Origin of the sequence: Enterococcus sp. DIV1375a (assembly GCF_051712205.1) — a bacterium.
In the GTDB taxonomy this organism is placed as follows: domain Bacteria; phylum Bacillota; class Bacilli; order Lactobacillales; family Enterococcaceae; genus Enterococcus; species Enterococcus faecalis.
On record NZ_JBIOOM010000001.1, the window covers coordinates 1,831,077 to 1,852,346 of the forward strand.

The window sequence follows — 21,270 nt, forward strand, 5'->3', positions numbered from 1 at the left end:
TCTTGTCCTCCTTACGCTTCTTCTTTGTAATCAATACCTAATTCTTGGCTGATACCAGCATAGCCTTCTGTTTCTAAACGTTTTGCCAAATCAGCCCCACCGGTTTTCACAACGCGGCCTTCCATCATGATATGAACAACATCCGGCGTGATATAGTTCAATAAGCGTTGGTAATGGGTAATAATTAACGCACCAAAGTTCTCGCCGCGCATTTCATTAACCCCTTTAGAAACTACTTTTAACGCATCGATATCTAAGCCTGAATCAATTTCATCTAAAATGGCAAACGTAGGCTCTAACATCAATAATTGTAAAATTTCATTTCGTTTTTTCTCGCCGCCAGAAAACCCTTCGTTTAAGTAACGCTCAGCCATTTCTTCAGGCATATTTAATAATTCCATTTTGCTATCTAATTTTTTTAAGAACTGCATGACTGACATTTTGTTGTCTTCGTCACGTTTTGCATTGATTGCTGCACGCATGAATTCAGCATTGGTAATCCCTGGAATTTCACTTGGGTATTGCATTGCTAAGAATAAGCCTAGGCGAGCGCGTTCGTCTACTTCTAAATCTAAAACGTTGACGCCATCAAATAGAATTTCTCCTTCTGTGACTTCGTAGTTAGGATTTCCCATAATTGCTGCTGATAAAGTAGATTTACCAGTTCCATTAGGTCCCATAATTGCATGGATTTCTCCAGTATTAATTGTTAAATCGACTCCTTTTAGAATCTTTTTATCTTCAATTGATACGTGTAAATTTTTGATTTCTAACACAGACATGTACAATTCCCTCCAACTTGTTTTAATCGTTTTTCCGTTCTCACTCATTTTAGCCTAATTGAGAATGAATCGCAAATTACAATTGCTAAAAATAACAACTCTTATCATCAAATTTTAGGATTCAATTTGTGAAGGAAAATTTTAAAAGGCTGATATTTCAAAGTTTCTCTATATTTTTAAGTGATCCTCCCTACACAAAGAAAAAAATTTTGGTAGAATAAAAAAAATTATTAAAAAAGCGTTTTCTTAAATAATTACTTTAGAATGACTTTCGCAAAGAGAGCGTTGAGATACGCCTTCCTCATCTATACAAAAAAATCCAGAGCATTTGCTTCTCTGGATTCAATAATTTTTATTAGTGATTGGTTTTATACTTCTAAAAGTTCTTGTTCTTTTTCAGCAGTAATCGCATCGATATTTTTGATGCTATCGTCTGTTAATTTTTGAACATCTTTTTCAAATGAACGTAATTCATCTTCAGTGATGTCGCCATTTTTTTGAGCTTTTTTCAACTCATCCATTGCATCACGACGAACGTTACGGACAGCAACTTTTGAGTTTTCCGCTTCTTTTTTCACGTCTTTGGCTAATTCTTTCCGACGTTCTTCCGTTAATTGTGGAATCACTAAACGGATGACATTTCCATCATTGGTTGGACTAATGCCGATATCACTCATTTGAATAGCTTTTTCAATGTCAGCGATAGAATTTTTGTCAAACGGTGTAATCATTAATACACGTGCTTCTGGGATATTGATACTTGCTAATTGGTTAACTGGTGTTGGTGCACCATAATATTCTACTTGAATACGATCTAATAGACTTGCGTTCGCACGACCAGCACGAATTTGACCTAATTCACGGCGTAAGCTCTCTTCCGCTTTTGTCATTTTTTCTTTGGCTGTTGCTAAAACTTCTTTAGACATTCTTTATTTCCCCCTTACAGTTGTTCCGATATTTTCACCAAGGATGGCACGACGGATATTTCCTGCTTCATTTAGGTTAAAGACAACTAAAGGAATATCGTTATCCATACTTAATGAGCTTGCTGTTGAATCCATTACTTGCAGCCCTTTAGAAATAACATCTAAATGTGTTAGTTCTTCAAATTTTGTCGCTGTTTCATCCACACGTGGATCCGCAGAATAAACACCATCAACATTGTTCTTCGCCATTAAGATGACGTCCGCATCTACTTCTGCAGCTCGTAAAGCAGCCGTTGTATCTGTCGAGAAGTAAGGATTTCCTGTTCCTCCGGCAAAAATAACAACGCGGCCTTTTTCTAAATGACGTTCTGCACGACGACGAATGTATGGTTCTGCAATTTGACGCATTTCAATTGATGTTTGAACACGTGTAGGCACACCAAGATTTTCTAATGTATCTTGCAATGCTAAGGCATTCATCACAGTAGCTAACATGCCCATATAATCAGCTTGTGCACGTTCCATGCCCATTTGAGCACCAATTTGTCCACGCCAGATGTTTCCGCCGCCAACCACGATGGCCATTTCGATACCTAATTCATGGACCTCTTTAATTTCTTGAACGATTTCTTTAATGACTGGTGGTTTAATGCCAAAACCGTCTTCTCCGGCTAGCGCTTCTCCACTTAACTTTAATACGACACGTTGATACTTAGGTTTAACCATCATAATTCCCTCCAAGATTCTCTAAAAATCATTCAATTCCTCATTTAGATGACTTTTCACCAAAATGATTTTTTAGACCAAGCAGTGCGATCCACTGGTTTTGCCTAAAAAAAGGGAGCGCATATCAAAGTTATGCGTTCCCAAATGGCTGAAAGACTGCCTTGAATCAAGCAGTAATCAATTTATGCAAGCTTCCTTTGGGGATCGCTGTCTGTTTAGATACTTATGATTCACGGCTTTTCAACCGAGCGTTTGATGCTCTTAGTTTTTCATTTGGCTCATTACTTCATCCGCAAAGTTATCTTCACGTTTTTCGATACCTTCGCCAACTTCAAAACGTACGAATGATTTCACTTCGCCGCCTTTAGAAGCAACAAATTTTTCGACAGTCATATCTGGATCTTTAACAAATGGTTGGTCAACCAAAGCGATTTCTGCTTTGAATTTTTGTAGACGACCAACAACCATTTTTTCAACGATATTTGCTGGTTTACCTTCGTTTAATGCTTGTTCAGTTAACACAGCTTTTTCGTGTTCTAATTCTTCTTGAGGAATTTGAGATTCATTGACATAGCGAGGGTTGATTGCCGCGATGTGCATAGCAACATCTTTCGCTACTTCTTCGTCAGTTGTGCCATCGATAACTGTTAATACAGCAATACGGCCACCCATGTGTAAGTAAGCGCCAAATGCAGCATTGTCAGCTTTTTCGACAACTTCAAAACGACGGAAGCTGATTTTTTCACCGATAACAGTCGTTGCTTCGATTAAATCAGATTCGATTGTGCCTTTTTCAGTTTTAATAGCCATTGCTTCTTCCATCGTAGCTGGTTTGTTTTCAGCAACTTTAGTCGCAATATCTTTAACTAAATCTTGGAACATTTCGTTTTTAGAAACGAAGTCAGTTTCTGAGTTTACTTCAACGATTGCTGCAACGTTACCTACAGTTGCTACGTTTGCTAAACCTTCAGCCGCAATGCGGTCATTTTTCTTCGCTGCTTTAGCCATACCATTTTCACGTAAAAAGTCTACGGCTTTTTCCATGTCGCCTTCTACTTTTACTAATGCTTTTTTAGCGTCCATCATTCCAACGCCAGTCATATCGCGTAATTCTTTTACCATTTTAGCTGTAACGTCTGCCATTATTTGTGTCCTCCTCGGATATTATCAATTCTTTTTAAAAAAGCTATCTCAAAGGAGAATCAGGCTTTTTGTCGCCTAGCCTTTGAGACAGCTCCGTAATCATTATTATTCAGCTGATTCGTTGTTTCCTTCAACAACATCAACGATTTCTTCGATTGAAGTTGCTTCTGGTGTTTCTTCAACGAATAACTCTTCAGTTGCTTGGTCTTCCCCTTGGTTACCTTCGATGAAAGCATCAGCCATTTTAGCAGTGATTAATTTCACGGCGCGGATTGCATCATCATTTGAAGGGATTACAACATCGATCTCATCAGGATCACAGTTTGTATCAACCATTGCAACGATTGGAATGTTTAATTTGTGTGCTTCTTGAACAGCAATGCGTTCTTTACGTGGGTCAACGATGTACATTACATCTGGAATTCTTGGCATATCAGCGATACCACCTAAGAATTTTTCTAAACGTTCACGTTCTTTGTTTAAGCCAGCAACTTCTTTCTTAGGTAAAACTTCGAAAGTGCCGTCTTCTTCCATTGCATTGATTTTTTTCAAGCGAGCAATACGTTTTTGGATTGTATCCCAGTTAGTTAACGTACCACCTAACCAACGATGGTTTACATAGTATTGACCAGCGCGGATTGCTTCATCTTTGATTGCTTCTTGTGCTTGTTTTTTAGTTCCTACGAATAAAGCAACGCCGCCTTCTTCTGCAACGTTTTTCATGTAATCGTAAGCTGCATCTACTAATTTCACTGTTTTTTGTAAGTCAATGATGTAGATACCGTTTCTTTCTGTGAAGATATATTTCTTCATTTTTGGGTTCCAGCGACGAGTTTGGTGACCAAAGTGTACGCCGGCTTCTAGTAATTGTTTCATAGAAATTACTGCCATGTTGTGTTTCCTCCAGTTTGGTTTTTATTTTCCTCTTCTTTTCGTCAACTCCTTGAAGAACTACCGTAGTAGCACCACTTCGCAGATGGAAAAGAATGTGGATTTCGTGTGTGAAAATCACACCTTTAACAGTATAAGATATTTTCAGAAAAATAGCAAGCCTTAAAACTAGAAATGTCGCTCCTACTGCGCTTGCCAAACAAGATGACATTCTTCGTTTCCCGTTTCATCGATGGTTCGCTTTTGTTGGACAAAGCCTTGTTTTTGATAAAAGGCATAAGCTGCTTGATTTTCCCTGTAAACAGCCAAAGATAAGAGGTCCTGTTCTTCTTTTGCTACTTGCAGTAATTTCTGACCGATGCCCTTCCCTTGAAACGCTTTTTTTATAAAAATTCCTGCGATATAGTTATCCATTAATCCTAAAAACCCAATTATCTGATCCTCTTCTTCTGCTAAGATCAGTGTTGCTTTTGGTAACGCAGCGCGGACAAATGCTTTATTTTCTTGCCAATAAGTTGGCGCGACAAATGGATGAGCTTCTAGATTCGTTTGCAGCCAAATAGCCATAATGGTTTCTAATTCTTTTTCTGTTAACTGGGTTGTCTTTTTGATAGTCAGCATTTTTTGACACTCATTTCTGTTATTGATTATTTTCAAAATAAAACATTAACACGCCCGCTGCGATAGCGACATTCAATGATTCTGCTTGACCTTTCATTGGAATATAAAGATTTTTCGTGGTTTCTGCTAACAATTCTGGCGAAACCCCGCTACCTTCATTGCCTAAAATCAACGCATAATTTTCCACTGCCTCTTGTTCATAATAAGCAATCGCAGCTTCATTTAGTTCTGTACCGAAAACTGGTAGACCTTGCTTCTTGAATGCCTGAACCACTTCGGTCAATTCTCGTTGGAGAACCGGCAAATGATAGTGACTTCCCTGCATTGAGCGCAACACTTTTGTATTGTAAATATCTGCTGTGCCCTTACCTAAAATCACACCTGCTAAACCTGCTGCATCAGCTGTGCGAATCATCGTACCAACATTACCAGGGTCTTGGATATTATCTAAAAGTAACCAACCACCTTTAAAAGAAAGCGACTGCTCTTGTTGCGTTTCCAAGGTGACAATTGCCAAAATTCCTTGTGAAGTTGGCAGCTCCGACAAGCTATTTAAAACCTCATCACTAACAAAAATTAATTTTTCTGTTTCTTGTTCAGCTAACCAAGTTCCCCATTCTTGTTGACCTCTTTGGTTAAACAAAATCCACTGAACATCGGCGTTGGCCTTCACAGCTTCTTCAACTAAATGAAATCCTTCTATTATATATTGGTTCAGTTCTTCTCGGTACTTCTTTTTGTGTAATTTTTTCCATTCTTTTAATTGGTTATTTTTCGTTGATGTAATTTCTTTCATAAGTCACCTCGCCTTTGTATTATAGCATGCTTCTAGCTTGCTTGGATACTTGCTAGAACCAAGAAAAATCGCTATCATAAAGAAAAAAGCAAAGGAAGTGTCTCTCATGGAAAAACTAAGAATGAATGTACAAGGGCGTGTCCAAGGTGTTGGCTTCCGCTACATGACCAAAATGGTGGCAGATCAATTAGGTGTCACTGGTTCAGTGAGAAACGAAGACGACGGGTCCGTTTCAATCACAGCAATTGCACCTGAAGACATAATGGAAACATTTATCAAAAAAATCAAAGATTCCCCCAGTCCAGCGGGACGTGTAACGTATGTTGATATTCAAGAAGACCCTTTGTTAGAAGAAATGGAACAATTTAAAGTGATTCAATAAACTTACTTTCTAACGATTGATTTCTTTGGGAAGAAGCCTTGAACAGCAAGTAGTTCCTGCTTTTTATTGATTTTTGTAAGAGCTTCTTTTCGATTTTGATTGAAAAAGAGCGCTGTTTCAAGTATAGTTAACCATGTAAAAATTTTTTAGAAAAGGACCGAATTACATGCGTAAATTAAACCGATGGCTTTACGGCTCTGGCTTACTATTTTTAGTAATGTTTTTATCAGGCTGTGTGAAAACAGGAGCAGATGGACAACCAACTGGTGAAGGTTTTGTCTATAACTTCCTTGTTTTACCGATGAGTAATGCAATTACTTATCTTGTCGATAACTTTAATTGGAACTATGGTTGGGCGATTATTTTTATCACCATTATTGTACGAATCATTATTTTACCGTTAGGCTTACATCAATCGAAAAAAAGCTTTATCCAAACGGAAAAAATGCAAGCAATCAAACCTCAAGTGGATGTTGCACAAGCAAAAATGAAACAAGCAAGTACGCGTGAAGAACAAATGGCCGCACAAGCAGAACTACAAAGGATTTATAAAGAAAACAATGTGAGTATGGTTGGCGGAATTGGTTGTTTGCCTTTATTAATTCAAATGCCTATTTTCTCTTCTCTGTTCTTTGCTGCTCGTTATACAAAAGGTATTGCCACGGCAAGCTTCTTAGGAATGAATTTAGGGCAACCAAATATGATTTTAGTGGCATTAGCTGGTTTAGCCTATTTAGCTCAAGGTTATATTTCAATGATTGGTATTCCTGAAGAACAAAAGAAAACAATGAAATCAATGCTGATTGTTTCACCATTAATGATTGTTTTCATGTCCTTTAGCTCACCTGCAGGCGTAGCGCTTTACTGGGTAGTTGGTGGTATTTTCACATGTATTCAATCTGCCATCACAAATATCCTCTTACGTCCAAGAATTAAAAAACAAGTACAAGAAGAATTGAAAAATAACCCACCAAAACAAGTGGTTACTCCTATTAAGGATGTGACACCAAAAGAAACAAACAAAGTAACGCAAAAAACGAACCAACCAAAAGCAAACGGCAATAAAGGTCGCAATGCTGGAAAACAAAAACGTAAATAAAAAAAGGATCGCCTCTAAACGGCGATCCTTTTTTTACTTCAATTCTTTCCCAGTCATCTCTTCAATAGTTCGAATAGACTTTGGACCAAAGCCATGCAACGAAAGTAACGCTTTTCGGCCTCGTGCGTAGAGTTCATCCACACTGTCGATTTTTTCATTCGTTAGTGCACGAACAGCTGGCTTTGATAATTGTGTTAAAATTTGTTCAAACGTTGTTTCTAGCATGCTGTCGGTTCCTCCTTAGCGGTCGAAAAACAGCGCTTTTTATTTTACAATTAATAAATCTAAGCTAGCAATTGATAACGCCATTTTAGCAATTTGCATTAATTGTTTTAATCGGTTTTGTTTGACTTTTTCATCCTCAACCATAACCATCGTTTCATTGAAGTACGCATCAATTAACGGACGTAGATTTACTAGTGCTTCATAGTTTTCTGCAATCGTGCGTGTCGCAAATGCTTCAGATAAATCGTTAACCGCTTGATACAGTTCTTTTTCTGCCTTATTTTCAAACAGACTTGGATCAATCCCTTCTTCAGTATCACCTAAAAGTTCTTGACCTTTTTTTGCTAAATTAATAACACGCGTTAAGGCTTCCATTGATGGTTTAAAATCTTGATCTTCAAAACGGCTTTTTAAAATATTTGCTGAAGCAAATAATTTCGATAAATCGGCTTGCTCAGCAGACACCACTGCATCGATAATGTCATGGCGAACATTTTTCGTCATTAATAATTGACGTAAGCGAGCTTTCACAAATTCAACGACTTCTGCTTGTCCTTCGTTTAGTAAAACGCCATATTTCTCAACATCTTGATTCACTGCTTCATCAACTTCTGTTTGTAATTGGACTAATGGGAAGGTCCAGCCTTTATCTTCAATAATTCGGATAACGCCATAGGTTTGACGACGAAGTGCATAAGGATCGTTAGAACCTGTTGGAATCATACCAACTGAGAAGAATGAAAAGACGCTGTCGAGCTTATCGGCTAAGGCTAAAACAGCCCCGATTGCTGTTTCTGGCAATTCACCTTCACTGGAAGTTGGTAGATAATGTTCTCGAATAGCCGTTGCTACGGCTGGTTTTTCGCCTTGTAATAAGGCATATTTTTCTCCCATAATTCCTTGTAATTCTGGGAATTCACCAACCATATTTGTTACTAAGTCAAATTTATAAATTTCAGAGGCACGTTTTAAATCTTCCAATTCCTCCTCAGATAAGCCAACTTTTCGACCAATGATTTGTGCAATTAGAGCAACCCGTTGCATTTTTTCATAAATTGAGCCAATCTTTTCATGGAAAGTCACATTTTTTAGTTTTTCAACACATGCTTCAATCGTTAATTTTTTATCTTCATTGTAAAAGAATTCTGCATCTTCTAAACGAGCAATTAACACTTTTTCATTTCCTTTAATCACGTTTTCAAGGTGAACATTATCCCCATTACGAACAGCGATAAAATGCGGCATTAATAAGTCTTGGTCGTTACGAACTTCAAAGTAACGTTGGTGTTCTTTCATAGAAGTCACTAATACTTCATCTGGAACAGATAAATATTTTTCATCAAAACTGCCTACAAATGCAGTTGGATATTCCACTAAATTTGTAACTTCTTCCAGTAACTCTTCATCTAAAGCTAACTGCCAATTTTTTTCTGCAGCGAGTGCGTTCGCTTGATCAACAATCATTTGTTTCCGTTCATTCGGTTGAACCACTACAAATTGTTCTTTTAATTTTGCTTCATATTCATTAGCATGTTGGAACGTCACATCGTCTCCCAAGAAACGGTGGCCACGAGAAGTTTGCCCTGTCGTCACGTCTAAAACTTTGAAAGGAATTACTTCATCATCAAGTAGTGCCACAATCCAGTGAATTGGACGAATATATTCGAAATCATAGTTTGCCCAGTGCATTGTTACCGGGAAAGTTAGACTTGTAATCACGTCATTTAATTTTGTTAATACTTCTTTGGCACTTTGGCCTTTGGTAAACTTCGTCACATAGACATATTCGACACCATTTAATTCTTTGAAAACAATGTCCTCAGTTGTGACTCCTTGGCCGCGTACAAAACCTTGTGCAGCTTTTGACCAATTTCCTTCAGCATCTAAAGCAATCTTTTTCGCTGGACCTTTTACTTCTTCTTCAACATCCGCTTGTTTTTCAGGAATCGCAGTTACTTTCACGGCTAAACGACGAGGTGTGGCAAAGGATTGCACTGTTTCATAGTCTAAATGATGTTCATCTAAAAATTTGATTACTTTTTCTTCAAGTTGGATACGGCTTGGTGTGACAACATGTGCGGGCATTTCTTCTAAGCCAATTTCTAATAATAAATCTTTTGCCATGTTATTCTGCCTCCTTGGATACACTTTGATCTTTATTTAATAATGGGAACCCTAATTTTTCACGTTCAGCCACAAAAATTTTCGCTACGGAACGAGCCATATTCCGAATGCGGGCTAAATATCCTGCACGTTCCGTTACAGAGACAGCGCCGCGAGCATCTAATAAATTGAATGTATGGCTACATTTTAAAATATAATCATAGGCTGGGTGAACTAAGCTTTCTTCAATACAGCGTTTAGCTTCTTTTTCAAATTTGTCAAAGTTTTCTAAAAGCATTTCTTGGTTACTAATTTCAAAGGAATATTTTGAATGTTCATATTCAGGTTGGACAAAAATTTCACCATATTTAACGCCTTGTGTCCATTCTAGATCATAGACACTTTCGACTTCTTGGATATATGATGCCAAGCGTTCTAACCCGTAAGTAATTTCAGAAGTGACAGGATGACATTGTAAGCCGCCAACTTGTTGGAAATACGTAAATTGGGTAATTTCCATGCCATCTAACCAAACTTCCCAACCTAAACCAGCACAGCCCATTGAAGGATTTTCCCAGTTATCTTCTACAAAACGAATGTCATGTTCTAATGGATCAATTCCTAATAATTTCAAACTTTCTAGATAAAGTTCTTGGATATTTTCAGGAGAAGGCTTCATTACAACTTGGAATTGATGATGTTGGTATAGACGATTCGGATTTTCACCATAGCGTCCATCAGCTGGACGACGAGAAGGTTCTACATAGGCAGCATTCCATGGTTCAGGTCCAATGGCACGTAAAAACGTGTAAGGACTCATGGTACCGGCTCCCTTTTCTGTATCATAGGCTTGCATTAACATACAGCCATTAGATGACCAAAATTTTTGCAAGGTTAAAATCATTTCTTGTACGGTTAACTTGTTTTTCATTGTTTTCCTCCTTGGAATATTTTTTATAGACATAGGGATTGGCTTTGCTTCGGGAATGTAAATTTAAAAAGGGCTACAGAGAAACAATTTTGTAGAATGGGATAATTTTTATTCTGTTCATCATCTACTCTGTCGCATTTGCGCCAATCGTAGTGATTCACAGCAAAAAGTCCCCATGCCTATTAATAGACATAGGGACGAATAATTATCGCGGTTCCACCCTACTTCCGATGTGTTCATCGGCAGCTTCGTTTGTCGTACTCCAAAGTGCCTTTCAAAAGTTCCGTGTTTCTGGCTCCCACTCTCCCAGATTCGCTTAACAGAGGGTTCTTTTTACTTCTCTTTTTCTTCGTACGTATTTAACTTCTCTATCATAATACGGTGTCTGAGGGAAGTTGTCAAATTTTTTTTAGAAAAACGACTGCTTGTTTATGTTTCTTTTTCTTCCTTCTTTCGTGGTGGAATTTTTAACGTATTTTCCCACGTTTTCATTTGATCAATAAATTTTTTGCTTTTTAAGTGCAACCCGACATATTCATCGTATAACATATCAATCGTTTCTCGAATACTTTTCTTAGTTTCTTCTTTTACTTGAATGTTTTGGACTTTTTCATAGGAGACTTGCGAAAATAAGCGAATAAAATGAATTGCTCTAGGATCTGCATGGTAGCGCTGTTCATCTAAATGCCAATGTTTTTCACAAAGCACACCGCTATATTTTGAGGAATAATCAAATTTCCCTTGTGTTTCGCCACAAGCCACACAATGATGCCATTCTGGTCGTACACCAAACCGTTCTAACAATTGAATTTCAAAAATATTTGTAATGATTTCCGGATCTTTTTGCTCATTTAAAGCGGATAATGCCATGTGGGTAAATTGAAATAAATTAGGGTCATAGTGCTGATCTTCAATTGCTGCATCGACTAAGTTTAAAATATATGTTCCATATGCGTTAATAAATATGTCTTGTTGAATGTTTCGAAAAGGTTGAACTTCTTTGCTGCTATTGAGAAAAGATAAGCCTTCTTCTCTAAAATTTCCGATGTAGACGGCTTCTGTAAATGGCAGAATCGCTGGCAAAAGAGGATTATTTTTTCGATGCGCGCCTTTCACAAAAAACATCAATTTCCCATAGGATTCTGTAAAAATTTTGACGAGTTTATCCTTCTCTTTAAAATCCTTCGTAAATAAAATAATGCCTTTGGTCTCCCCTAATGCCATTCAATTCACTTCCTTTTCTTATGTAAATTAGTGTAGTGTTTGGAAAGTTCGTTTATACACTCGCTTCCCAAACACTACTTTCTTAATATTCTTCTTTGCGATAACCAAAATCTTGTAAATAGATTTTTTTGTCACGCCAGTCTTTTTGGACTTTTACCCAAAGCTCCAAATACACTTTGTCATCTAATAAATATTCAATATCTTGACGCGCCTTGGTACCAATTTGTTTCAGCATTTTTCCGCCTTTGCCAATAATGATACCTTTTTGACTGTCCCGTTCCACAATAATGGTTGCTTGGACATGGACTTTATCGTTTTCATCCCGTTTCATTGAGTCCACAACGACAGCGACAGAATGAGGAATCTCATCTCTTGTTAAAAGTAACACTTTTTCACGAATTAATTCGGAAACGATAAAATATTCTGGATGATCCGTAATTTGGTCATCAGGGAAATATTGTGGTCCTTCTGGCATTTGCTCAACGAGAACATCCATCAAATGCTCAAAATTATTTCCTTCAGTGGCAGAAATGGGAATAATTTCTTTAAAGTCCATTTGTTTCGAATAGTCTTCAATAATACTCAATAAATCATCTGGATGGACTTTGTCAATTTTATTAATAATCAAGTAGACTGGACTATTATTATTTTTCAATCGTTCAATAATAAAGTCGTCACCTTTCCCGCGTTTTTGATCAGCACTTACCATAAATAAAGTAGCATCTACTTCACGCATCGCATTGTAGGCACTTTCCACCATGAAATCGCCTAAGCGGTGTTTAGGTTTGTGAATCCCTGGAGTATCGATAAAAACAATTTGTGCTTCAGGAATTGTATAAATTCCTTGAATCTTATTACGAGTTGTTTGTGCTTTGTCACTCATAATTGCAATTTTTTGGCCGACAATTCGATTTAACAATGTTGATTTTCCAACATTTGGTCTGCCGACAATGGCTACGAAACCAGATTTATGTTCAGTTGTCATTGTATTTCTCCTCTTATTTCCACATTTGAATGATTTGTAAAATTTTTGGTACAAATAGAATTAGTCCTACTAGCACTGCGAAACCGGCTGTTAATAAAACAGCTCCTGCGGCCATGTCTTTTACTTTTTTTCCGATTGGATGAAAGTGAAAATCCGTAAACATATCTACGACATTTTCAAAAATTGTGTTGATAATTTCTGCCAACCAGACAAGAAAAACGGCCAATAACAACCACAGCCATTCAGCAAGTGTTAAAGAAAACAAGAAACCAAACACAATGGCCGTGACGCCAAACGCCACATGTTTGCGCATATTACGTTCTTCTCGAAAAACTGTTTTGATTCCTTGCCAGGCAAATTCTAATGAATTAATAAAATGTTTATTTTTTCCTGTTTGCTCATCTTTTAAGGCCATACGCATCTAAAATCTCTTTCTGTAAACCAAACATTTCTTTTTCATCTTCAGGTTCCATATGATCGTACCCATTCAAATGTAAAAAGCCATGTACTGCCAAAAAGCCCATTTCTCGCTCCAATGTGTGCCCATATTCAACTGCTTGTTCTGCTGCTCGCTCTGTTGAAATAATTAAATCACCTAGATTACGTGGTAGCTCTGCCAACTCTTCATCATCAAAAATAATTGGCAATTCGTCTTCCCCTTCATCCTCTAAAGCAAAACTGATGACATCTGTAGGCATATCTTTGCCCCGATAGTCACGATTAATCACTTGGATACCTGCGTTATCTGTAAAAGTCACCGACATCTCCGTATCTTCGGCAATTTCTAGAAAACCCGCTGCAAATTGCAGCAAATTTTCGATTTCTTTGATTTCTTCTGTTGGTACTTTCTCGGTTTCATCAATGAAAGTAATATCCATTAGTCATCTCTCTTTTCTTGTTCATCTTTCATTTCTTCTGCTTCAGCTTTCATTTTTGGATACTTAATCCGTGAATGGAAGGTACTGCATAATCCATTAATTAATGATTTTTCAATGATGCGAATCTCTTTCATCGTTAACCCACATTCATCTAATTGGCCATCTGAAATTCTATCTTGAAGCACATTATGCACAAAGGCTTGAATTTTTTCGTTGGTCGGATGATCCATCGCCCGCACAGCAGCCTCACAAGTATCAGCAATACTCACAATCCCTGCTTCTCGTGTTTGTGGACGTGGCCCAGGATAACGGAAGTCTGATTCTTTAATTTCAGGATTGCGTTCTTTTGCTTTCACATAGAAAAATTTCATCAATGTTGTGCCATGATGTTGACGACAAATGTCAATCACCATTTGCGGCATATTGTACTCTTCTAAAATTTTGGCGCCATCAATTACGTGGCCAAAAATAATTTGTTTACTATCTTCTGGCAATAAAAAGTTATGTGGATTTTCTGCGCCAGCAGGTAAGTTTTCCACAAAGAAATTGGCGTGTTTAATTTTGCCAATGTCATGGTAATAACAAGCAACTCGTGTTAATAGCGACCGTCCACCAATCTCAGCAACAGCGTTAGCGCTCAAACTAGCCACCATCATGCTATGATGATAGGTACCTGGCGCTTCTTCTAACAGTTGTTTTAACAACGGATGGTTCGGATTACTTAATTCATTCAAGACAATCATACTATCATCAGTCACTAATAATTCGATATATGGATGCAAGCCCATTGTTGCTAAAAATGAAAGTACCGTTCCTGCACCTGCACAAATTAAAGCTGTCCACGTTTTACCATCTGTTAAACTCATTCCTTGATAAATCATTAAGACAACCGCCATGAAAACAGGAAAGACCACTACCCACATTAAAGCTGGGAAAACTTGCTCACTCATCCGTTTCCGTTTAACAACTGTTGCTAGAAATCCTGAGAATAAGTACATAATCAGAATAACCGTCAACGAGTTTGTGCCAATAGAATTATAAAAGATAAATAACGCAAAAACGACTTGGAAAATGGCAGCGATTATCCCTGAACGACGATTTACAAAATGATTTAGAATCAGCGGCGCAAAGGCTGCCGGATAGAACAAGGGAATATACATCAACTGCTCTGTTTGGAAAATCTGGAAGAATTTCATTAAAATAACACTGATTAGCATAGCACCCGTGTAAAAGATAATAAACGAGCGTTGTCGCGAAGGCTCAGTCACTTGTTTTGTAAAGAAAATTAACACTTCAACTTGAAGTAAAATAGCTAATGCTAATGCCACCATCGGAAAAATAGAGGTATTTTGACTAGTCATTCCTAGTAACTCAAGTTTTTCGACCGCTTTTGCATCAATTTGAGTACCTTCACGAACAATAATTTCGCCTTGATAAATCATTGCGGGTTGAACAGCATTCATCGCTTTTTGACGCAGCTCTTCTGTTCGTTTTTCATTGGCAATATCGTTTACCACAATCCCTTGGTTAACAATGTAACGAATGACTTGTTGCATGGTACTCGTAATATCTAAGTATTGAATTTTACCGTTAGCTTCTTGGCGAATTTTATCCAAATCAGATTCTCGAACGTGATTTTGCATTGCGTCATCCACCAACATCAAACTTTCTGAACGAACCTTATCCAATTGCTCAGAGGTTAATGTAAAGATTGTTTGATAAAAAACATTAGGAAAACTTTGATAAAACGTAACTTCATCTTGCGGTAAAGATTCAAACAATGACTTTAAGCTAGCTACTCGTTCTTCCACGGTCGGCGCAGGAATCGTTTCTTCCTTTTTGGCCTTCGCTTGCTTATTGCTGTACTCTTTGTCTACTTTTTCATTCGCAGAATCAATCAATTTAAATAATTTATCAATACGATTATGTTGGACAGATGCCGTATCTTCTTGATAAATATATTCGGGGGTGACAGCTTCTGCTGCCAATTTTTTTCTTTGTTCTGTTTCGTAGGTATTCTCGATATTTTTATTTGCACGAATGGTTTTCTCGGCCAGTTGACCTTCTTTAATTTCTACTCTTTTCTGATGGACACTGCCAAACATAATCATAAATAAAAGAAGAGAAAAAACGGCTAATAAAATAGGTAAATAGGCCTTACCTAAACGATCCCCTAACTTTGTAAGTACTTTTTTCAAAAGGTACTTTCACTCCTTCCCTAACTGCTTAGGAATGCTTTTGTTGTTCCTTTTCATAGGCTTGAATAATTTGTGCTACAACCGGATGACGCACAACGTCACTGGCTTCAAAATTTACAAAGGCAATTTTTTCAATGTCTTTTAACGTACGCTCGGCGTTAACTAAACCACTTGTTACACCACGTGGCAAGTCAATCTGACTAGTATCTCCATTAACAATCATTTTTGAACTAAACCCTAAACGAGTTAAAAACATTTTCATTTGGGCAACCGTAGTATTTTGTGCTTCATCTAAAATGACAAAAGCATCATCCAATGTACGACCACGCATATAAGCAAGCGGGGCAATTTCAATAACGCCGCGTTCCATTAAACGATTTGTATGATCCATACCAAAAATTTGATACAAGGCATCGTAAACTGGACGTAAATAAGGATCGACTTTTTCTTTTAAGTCACCTGGTAAAAAGCCCAAGCTTTCGCCAGCTTCCACCGCTGGACGAGTTAAAATAATTTTTTGTACTTCGCCTTTTTTCAAAGCTGCTACCGCCATCACCACGGCTAAAAAGGTTTTTCCTGTCCCCGCAGGTCCCACCCCGAAAATGACGTCATGAGTTTTAACTGCATCGATATATTTTTTTTGACCAACATTCTTAATTCGGATGGCCCGACCATGATGGTCCTTCATAATTTCTTCTTCATACATGGCAATAAACGCCTCTAAATTTCCAGCTTTGGCCATTTTTAAAGCAGAAACGACATCTGGCGTATGCACTTTGATGCCTCGTTGAATTAATGTTTGTAGCGCTCTTAACACGGAAGCGACTAACTCTACCTCTGATGATTCGCCAATTAACTGAATAACTTCGCCACGACTATTAATCGTTACGTGGGTATTCTCTTCTAAAAATTTGATATGTTTATCATGTGTTCCTAAAAGCATGTGTGCATCATCAGAATCAGTAAGTATTAATTCCAAAGATTTTGACTGATTATCTGTCAAAAAACGTCCATCTCCTTTATTATATAGTCCTTTACAATGATACCACATTCTTATCTGTTTAAAAAGAAGTCGTACCTGATTTGACTTTGAAAGTCAAAAAAGAGAAAACCGTAAAAAGCTACCGGTTTTCTCTTTACATAAAAAAACTAGGACAGTATCCTGTCCTAGTTTCGATAACGCTCTTAGTTTTCTTGTAATAATTCTTTCACAATTGCGTTAACTTGGTTGCCATCGGCTTTGCCTTTGACTTTCGGCATCATAGCGCCCATCACTTTACCAAAATCTTTTGGTGAAGTGGCGCCAGTTTGCGTCATTACCTCTTGAACTAGTTGACGAATTTCTTCCTCTGTTAGTTGTTGAGGCATATATTTTTCAACAATTGCTATTTCAACTTTTACTTTTTCAACAAGATCGTCGCGTCCCGCCTTTTCAAACTCTGATAAAGAATCTTTTCTCTGTTTCATCTCACGAGACAATACAGTGAGTTCTTCTTCTCCGTTCAATTCACGGCCCGCTTTAATCTGATCATTTTGAATGGCAGTCTTTAACATACGAAGTACGGCTAAAGTTTCTTTGTCTTTAGCTTTCATCGCTGTTTTAATGTCGTCATTCAATGTGGTTAGCAATGACATACCACCAACTCCAATTCATTCAAAACTAGAATTTTTTACGTTTTCTAGCTGCTTCAGATTTTTTCTTACGCTTTACACTTGGTTTTTCGTAGAATTCACGTTTACGTGATTCTTGTAAAGTACCCGCTTTTGAAACGGAACGTTTGAAGCGACGAAGAGCATCATCAAGAGATTCGTTTTTACGAACGACTGTTTTTGACATGTTATTCCCTCCCTCCGAGCTTAAAAAGTAACCGTTTTTCTTATTTGTGGGAAAAACCCACAAATTAAAATACTGTCCTTGTTGTATTATAGCTAAAGCATAAATAACCGTCAACCACTCTACTGATAAAATACGAAATTTTTGTTTGATTTTTCGTCTTATTCGCTATTTTTCGCAACAATCGGCACAACGACCAAGGATTTCAAAGCGATGTCCTTCAATTGAACAACCTTTTAACTGTTCTTCAAAAAAATTCATCGGACACATGTGAATTTCTTCCGTTTTGCCACAAACCGTACAAATAAAGTGATGATGATGTTCCACCTCTTGGCAACAACGGAAGCGAAACTTTTGCTCGCCATTTAATTCTGTTTTTTCCAGCAATTCCAAGCACTCAAAGTCATGCAAGTTACGATAAACCGTATCATAACTGACTCCTTTAAAGGTTTCATTCATAAATTCATACACTTCACGTGCAGAAACATACCGATTTCGCTTAATCAAATAGCTCATCAGTAATTCTCGTTTTTTAGTATATTTTAATCCACTGGCTTTCATGGTTTCTAAGGCTTGTTCAATATTGGTTTTTACTGGTGCCATCGCCATTTCCTCCCTCACCAACCTAAATCAGAATCATTACGAAATAGATTCTGGACTTATGGTATAATAAAATTATTAAAAATGCAAGAAAGGACTTACCTTCTATGACTATTTCTGAAGAAAAAAAATGTGTGACGATTTTTGTCATCTCAGATTCTGCTGGCGAGACCGCTTCAAAATTGGCGGCTGCTTCAATGGCCCAGTACCCCACTGTTGATTTTACTTTGATTAGACGAACATTCGTTAAAGACGAAGATAAACTGGTGCAAGCGTTAGAAGATGCCAAAAAAGCAGAGGCCATGGTACTGCATACTATCATTAATGATCATCTCGTGGCGATTGCTAATCAATTTTTCAATGAGCATCAATTGTTCCATTTTGACATTTTGACACCACCAGTTGCGGAAATCGAACGATTAACAGGTGTCGCACCCATGCGGGAACCAGGTGCCTTACATCATCTGAATGAAAATTATTTTAAACGAATTGAAGCGATGGAATTTGCTGTCAAATATGACGATGGCAAGGACCCACGAGGCTTTTTAGAAGCGGATGTGTTACTTCTTGGTGTTTCCCGAACTTCTAAAACACCGCTAAGTCTCTTTTTAGCTAACAAAAACTTAAAAGTTGCTAATTTGCCACTGATTCCTGAAGCACATTTACCGAAACAATTATTCGAAATGGACCCTAAAAAAATTGTTGGCTTAACCAACGATCCCAATGTTTTAAACGGGATTCGTAAAGAACGAATGCGCGCATATGGATTACCTGAAAATACTTCTTATTCAGATATTGAAAAAATTCGGCGAGAACTGGCTTTTGCTAATGATCTTTATCAAAAATTAGGTTGTATCGTTATTGATGTCGCTTCTCTTTCAATTGAAGAAACTGCCTCAATGATTCTTAATGCTTTGAACTTAGAAGACCATAGCTATTATTCCACGGAAACATCCGAGGATTAAAAAAAAACGAGAAAAAATCACTAGTGATTTTTTCTCGTTTTTTTTAAAAGACTTGAACGCCTTCTTGATCAATATTGAAAATTTGGATGCTCGCTTTGGTAGATAATTTCTCCAAACTTTGAACAATTTCGTTGGTTCGTTCTTCTGGCGACAAGATTAGCACAGTTGGACCAGCACCGCTTAAGAAAGAGCCATAAGCACCTTTTTGCTGAGTTAAACGACGAATTTCTTTTAAATGAGGAACCAATGAACGACGATACGTTTCATGCCATTTATCTTGTTCCATCATTTTGCCTGCTAAAGGTAAATCTCCGTTTAAAATTGCGGCAATCATAACATTGGCAATTGAGCTGGCCGCGACCGCTTCTTTATAAGCCAATTTTTCGGGCAAAACAGCACGACTTTTTTCGGTAAATAATGGTTCCTCTGGAATAAATGCAATGACATCACACATTGGAAAGTGATGTTTGACATGGTAGACTTGGTTTTCTACATAGCTAGCCACCACGAAATCTCCTAAAATAGCTGGGGCCACATTATCCGGATGTCCTTCCATCTCTGTGGCCAAACGGACCTTTTCTTTAGGGGACAAATTTAAATGTGCTAGTCGGTTAGCTAATTCAATTCCTGCTACAATCACACTTGAGCTACTGCCTAGTCCTCTTGCAAGGGGAATGTCAGAAACCATCCGAATAACTTTTGGTGTTAATTCTGGTGCAATTTTCAATGCCGTTTGAATTAATAAATTCTCTTCATTAGTAGGGATCTCTTCTCCCAAAGTATGTTGAATTTCCCAAAATTCACTTTCACCTAAAACGTTGATTGTTAAATAAGCGGATAATGCAATGCCACATGAATCAAAGCCAGGTCCTAAGTTGGCACTAGTGGCAGGTACTCTTATTTTCATAGTGTTGCGACTCCTTTTCGTAAGTGCAGACGCATTTCTTCCACGTCACTCATTTTTGAAATAGTTACTTCTGTCTCCATTGCTGTATCAGGATCTTTCAGTCCGTTACCAGTAAAGACTGCCACGACGGTTTCACCTGCTTTGATTTTACCGCTTTTAACATGTTGAATAACTCCAGCTAATGAGGCAGCCGAACCAGGTTCAATGAAAACCCCATCTTGAGCAGCAATTTTTCGGTAAGCCGTTAAAATTTCTTGATCTGTCACAGCATCAATGAAACCACCCGATTCATCGCGTGCCTGTTCTGCTAATTGCCAACTAGCAGGATTTCCAATCCGGATCGCTGTCGCCACGGTTTCAGGTTGCTCAATCACTTGTCCTTTCACGATTGCTGCGGCACCTTCTGCTTCAAAACCATGCATTCTTGGTAAAGTTGTTCCTTGTTTTTCATGCCATTCTTTAAAGCCTTTCCAGTAAGCGGAAATATTGCCGGCATTTCCAACTGGAATCGCTAAGACATCGGGCGCTTGACCTAATTGTTCACAAACTTCAAAAGCTGCTGTCTTTTGCCCTTCTAAGCGATAAGGATTCACTGAATTAACTAGCGCAACTGCCTCAGTTTTCGCAATCTCTCGCACCGCTTTTAATGCTTCATCAAAGTTACCTGGAATCGAAATAATGTCCGCCCCATACATAATAGCTTGCGCCAATTTTCCCAGTGCGATTTTTCCTTCTGGAATCACTACATACGCTTTAATGCCTGCTCTTGTGGCATACGCAGCAGCGGCGGCACTAGTATTTCCTGTAGAAGCACAAACAATCGCTTTGGCACCTTCTTCTACCGCTTTTGCTACAGCCATCACCATCCCGCGATCTTTGAATGAGCCAGTGGGATTTAAGCCTTCGTATTTTCCATATAATTGAATACCTAATTCTTTGGATAAATTAGGTAAAGGAATCAGTGGCGTATTTCCTTCGGCTAAAGAAATCATTGGTGTTTTTTCTGTTACGGGCAAATACGCTTGATACTGTTTTAACAAACCTTCATACATGT

At 37.8% G+C, this 21,270-nt stretch carries 24 protein-coding genes; 3 read left to right on the forward strand and 21 right to left on the reverse strand.

Annotated features, from left to right (window positions below; all coding sequences use genetic code 11):
• Positions 1–11: 11 nt before the first annotated feature.
• The 7 genes from sufC to IGJ63_RS08925 all read right to left on the reverse strand — a co-directional run bounded on the left by sufC (position 12) and on the right by IGJ63_RS08925 (position 5,885).
• Positions 12–782, reverse strand: a complete 771-nt coding sequence (sufC, locus tag IGJ63_RS08895) for a Fe-S cluster assembly ATPase SufC (protein WP_002356763.1) — start codon at positions 780–782, stop codon at positions 12–14.
• Between the two features lie 368 nt (positions 783–1,150).
• A complete protein-coding gene (frr, locus tag IGJ63_RS08900; RefSeq protein ID WP_002356762.1) occupies positions 1,151–1,708 on the reverse strand; it encodes a ribosome recycling factor in 558 nt (185 codons plus the stop codon).
• Between the two features lie 3 nt (positions 1,709–1,711).
• Positions 1,712–2,434, reverse strand: a complete 723-nt coding sequence (gene pyrH / locus IGJ63_RS08905) for a UMP kinase (protein ID WP_002356761.1) — start codon at positions 2,432–2,434, stop codon at positions 1,712–1,714.
• 261 nt (positions 2,435–2,695) lie between these two features.
• On the reverse strand, positions 2,696–3,577 hold the full coding sequence (gene tsf / locus IGJ63_RS08910; RefSeq protein WP_002356760.1) for a translation elongation factor Ts: 882 nt from the start codon (positions 3,575–3,577) through the stop codon (positions 2,696–2,698).
• A gap of 105 nt (positions 3,578–3,682) precedes the next feature.
• Positions 3,683–4,468: a 30S ribosomal protein S2 gene (gene rpsB / locus IGJ63_RS08915; protein WP_002356759.1), complete on the reverse strand. Its 786-nt coding sequence runs from the start codon at positions 4,466–4,468 to the stop codon at positions 3,683–3,685.
• 183 nt (positions 4,469–4,651) lie between these two features.
• Positions 4,652–5,089 (reverse strand): GNAT family N-acetyltransferase, encoded by a 438-nt coding sequence (locus IGJ63_RS08920; protein ID WP_002368982.1) that lies wholly within the window; start codon positions 5,087–5,089, stop codon positions 4,652–4,654.
• A gap of 19 nt (positions 5,090–5,108) precedes the next feature.
• Positions 5,109–5,885, reverse strand: a complete 777-nt coding sequence (locus IGJ63_RS08925; protein WP_002356757.1) for a TrmH family RNA methyltransferase — start codon at positions 5,883–5,885, stop codon at positions 5,109–5,111.
• Between the two features lie 106 nt (positions 5,886–5,991).
• Here IGJ63_RS08925 and IGJ63_RS08930 point away from each other — a divergent pair, with 106 nt between their 5' ends.
• Positions 5,992–6,267, forward strand: a complete 276-nt coding sequence (locus IGJ63_RS08930; RefSeq protein WP_438746304.1) for an acylphosphatase — start codon at positions 5,992–5,994, stop codon at positions 6,265–6,267.
• A gap of 166 nt (positions 6,268–6,433) precedes the next feature.
• Positions 6,434–7,366 (forward strand): membrane protein insertase YidC, encoded by a 933-nt coding sequence (gene yidC / locus IGJ63_RS08935; protein WP_002382768.1) that lies wholly within the window; start codon positions 6,434–6,436, stop codon positions 7,364–7,366.
• Between the two features lie 33 nt (positions 7,367–7,399).
• Here yidC and IGJ63_RS08940 read toward each other — a convergent pair whose 3' ends face one another.
• From IGJ63_RS08940 to IGJ63_RS08995, 12 genes are all read right to left on the reverse strand, one after another.
• The gene (locus IGJ63_RS08940) at positions 7,400–7,591 is read right to left on the reverse strand and encodes a DNA-directed RNA polymerase subunit alpha C-terminal domain-containing protein (protein WP_002356753.1); all 192 of its coding nucleotides are present in this window, start codon (positions 7,589–7,591) and stop codon (positions 7,400–7,402) included.
• Between the two features lie 39 nt (positions 7,592–7,630).
• Positions 7,631–9,715, reverse strand: coding sequence for a glycine--tRNA ligase subunit beta (glyS, locus tag IGJ63_RS08945; protein ID WP_438746306.1), 2,085 nt, complete (start codon positions 9,713–9,715; stop codon positions 7,631–7,633).
• A gap of 1 nt (position 9,716) precedes the next feature.
• A complete protein-coding gene (gene glyQ, locus IGJ63_RS08950) occupies positions 9,717–10,625 on the reverse strand; it encodes a glycine--tRNA ligase subunit alpha (protein ID WP_002379669.1) in 909 nt (302 codons plus the stop codon).
• Between the two features lie 429 nt (positions 10,626–11,054).
• Complete coding sequence (recO, locus tag IGJ63_RS08955) at positions 11,055–11,849, reverse strand: DNA repair protein RecO (protein WP_002374343.1); 795 nt, start codon at positions 11,847–11,849, stop codon at positions 11,055–11,057.
• A gap of 82 nt (positions 11,850–11,931) precedes the next feature.
• Positions 11,932–12,834, reverse strand: coding sequence for a GTPase Era (gene era / locus IGJ63_RS08960; protein ID WP_002359745.1), 903 nt, complete (start codon positions 12,832–12,834; stop codon positions 11,932–11,934).
• Between the two features lie 13 nt (positions 12,835–12,847).
• Positions 12,848–13,249: a diacylglycerol kinase family protein gene (locus IGJ63_RS08965; protein WP_002382764.1), complete on the reverse strand. Its 402-nt coding sequence runs from the start codon at positions 13,247–13,249 to the stop codon at positions 12,848–12,850.
• On the reverse strand, positions 13,233–13,712 hold the full coding sequence (ybeY, locus tag IGJ63_RS08970; protein WP_002356745.1) for an rRNA maturation RNase YbeY: 480 nt from the start codon (positions 13,710–13,712) through the stop codon (positions 13,233–13,235). Before ybeY ends, IGJ63_RS08965 begins: the two co-directional genes overlap by 17 nt.
• The gene (locus IGJ63_RS08975; protein ID WP_438746308.1) at positions 13,712–15,910 is read right to left on the reverse strand and encodes an HD family phosphohydrolase; all 2,199 of its coding nucleotides are present in this window, start codon (positions 15,908–15,910) and stop codon (positions 13,712–13,714) included. The genes ybeY and IGJ63_RS08975 overlap by 1 nt, the downstream gene beginning before the upstream one ends.
• Before the next feature lie 28 nt (positions 15,911–15,938).
• On the reverse strand, positions 15,939–16,853 hold the full coding sequence (locus IGJ63_RS08980) for a PhoH family protein (RefSeq protein ID WP_369810298.1): 915 nt from the start codon (positions 16,851–16,853) through the stop codon (positions 15,939–15,941).
• 242 nt (positions 16,854–17,095) lie between these two features.
• Complete coding sequence (locus IGJ63_RS08985) at positions 17,096–17,545, reverse strand: GatB/YqeY domain-containing protein (RefSeq protein WP_002356741.1); 450 nt, start codon at positions 17,543–17,545, stop codon at positions 17,096–17,098.
• A gap of 25 nt (positions 17,546–17,570) precedes the next feature.
• Complete coding sequence (gene rpsU, locus IGJ63_RS08990; RefSeq protein WP_002356740.1) at positions 17,571–17,747, reverse strand: 30S ribosomal protein S21; 177 nt, start codon at positions 17,745–17,747, stop codon at positions 17,571–17,573.
• A 165-nt stretch (positions 17,748–17,912) separates the two neighbouring features.
• Complete coding sequence (locus IGJ63_RS08995; protein ID WP_438746310.1) at positions 17,913–18,353, reverse strand: Fur family transcriptional regulator; 441 nt, start codon at positions 18,351–18,353, stop codon at positions 17,913–17,915.
• 98 nt (positions 18,354–18,451) lie between these two features.
• Between IGJ63_RS08995 and IGJ63_RS09000 the strand changes: the two genes are divergently transcribed.
• Positions 18,452–19,309 (forward strand): pyruvate, water dikinase regulatory protein, encoded by an 858-nt coding sequence (locus IGJ63_RS09000; protein WP_002382760.1) that lies wholly within the window; start codon positions 18,452–18,454, stop codon positions 19,307–19,309.
• 43 nt (positions 19,310–19,352) lie between these two features.
• Here the strand turns inward: IGJ63_RS09000 and thrB are convergent, their stop codons facing one another.
• A complete protein-coding gene (thrB, locus tag IGJ63_RS09005; protein ID WP_438746312.1) occupies positions 19,353–20,216 on the reverse strand; it encodes a homoserine kinase in 864 nt (287 codons plus the stop codon).
• Positions 20,213–21,268, reverse strand: coding sequence for a threonine synthase (gene thrC, locus IGJ63_RS09010; protein WP_002368976.1), 1,056 nt, complete (start codon positions 21,266–21,268; stop codon positions 20,213–20,215). The genes thrB and thrC overlap by 4 nt, the downstream gene beginning before the upstream one ends.
• Between the last annotated feature and the right edge of the window lie 2 nt (positions 21,269–21,270).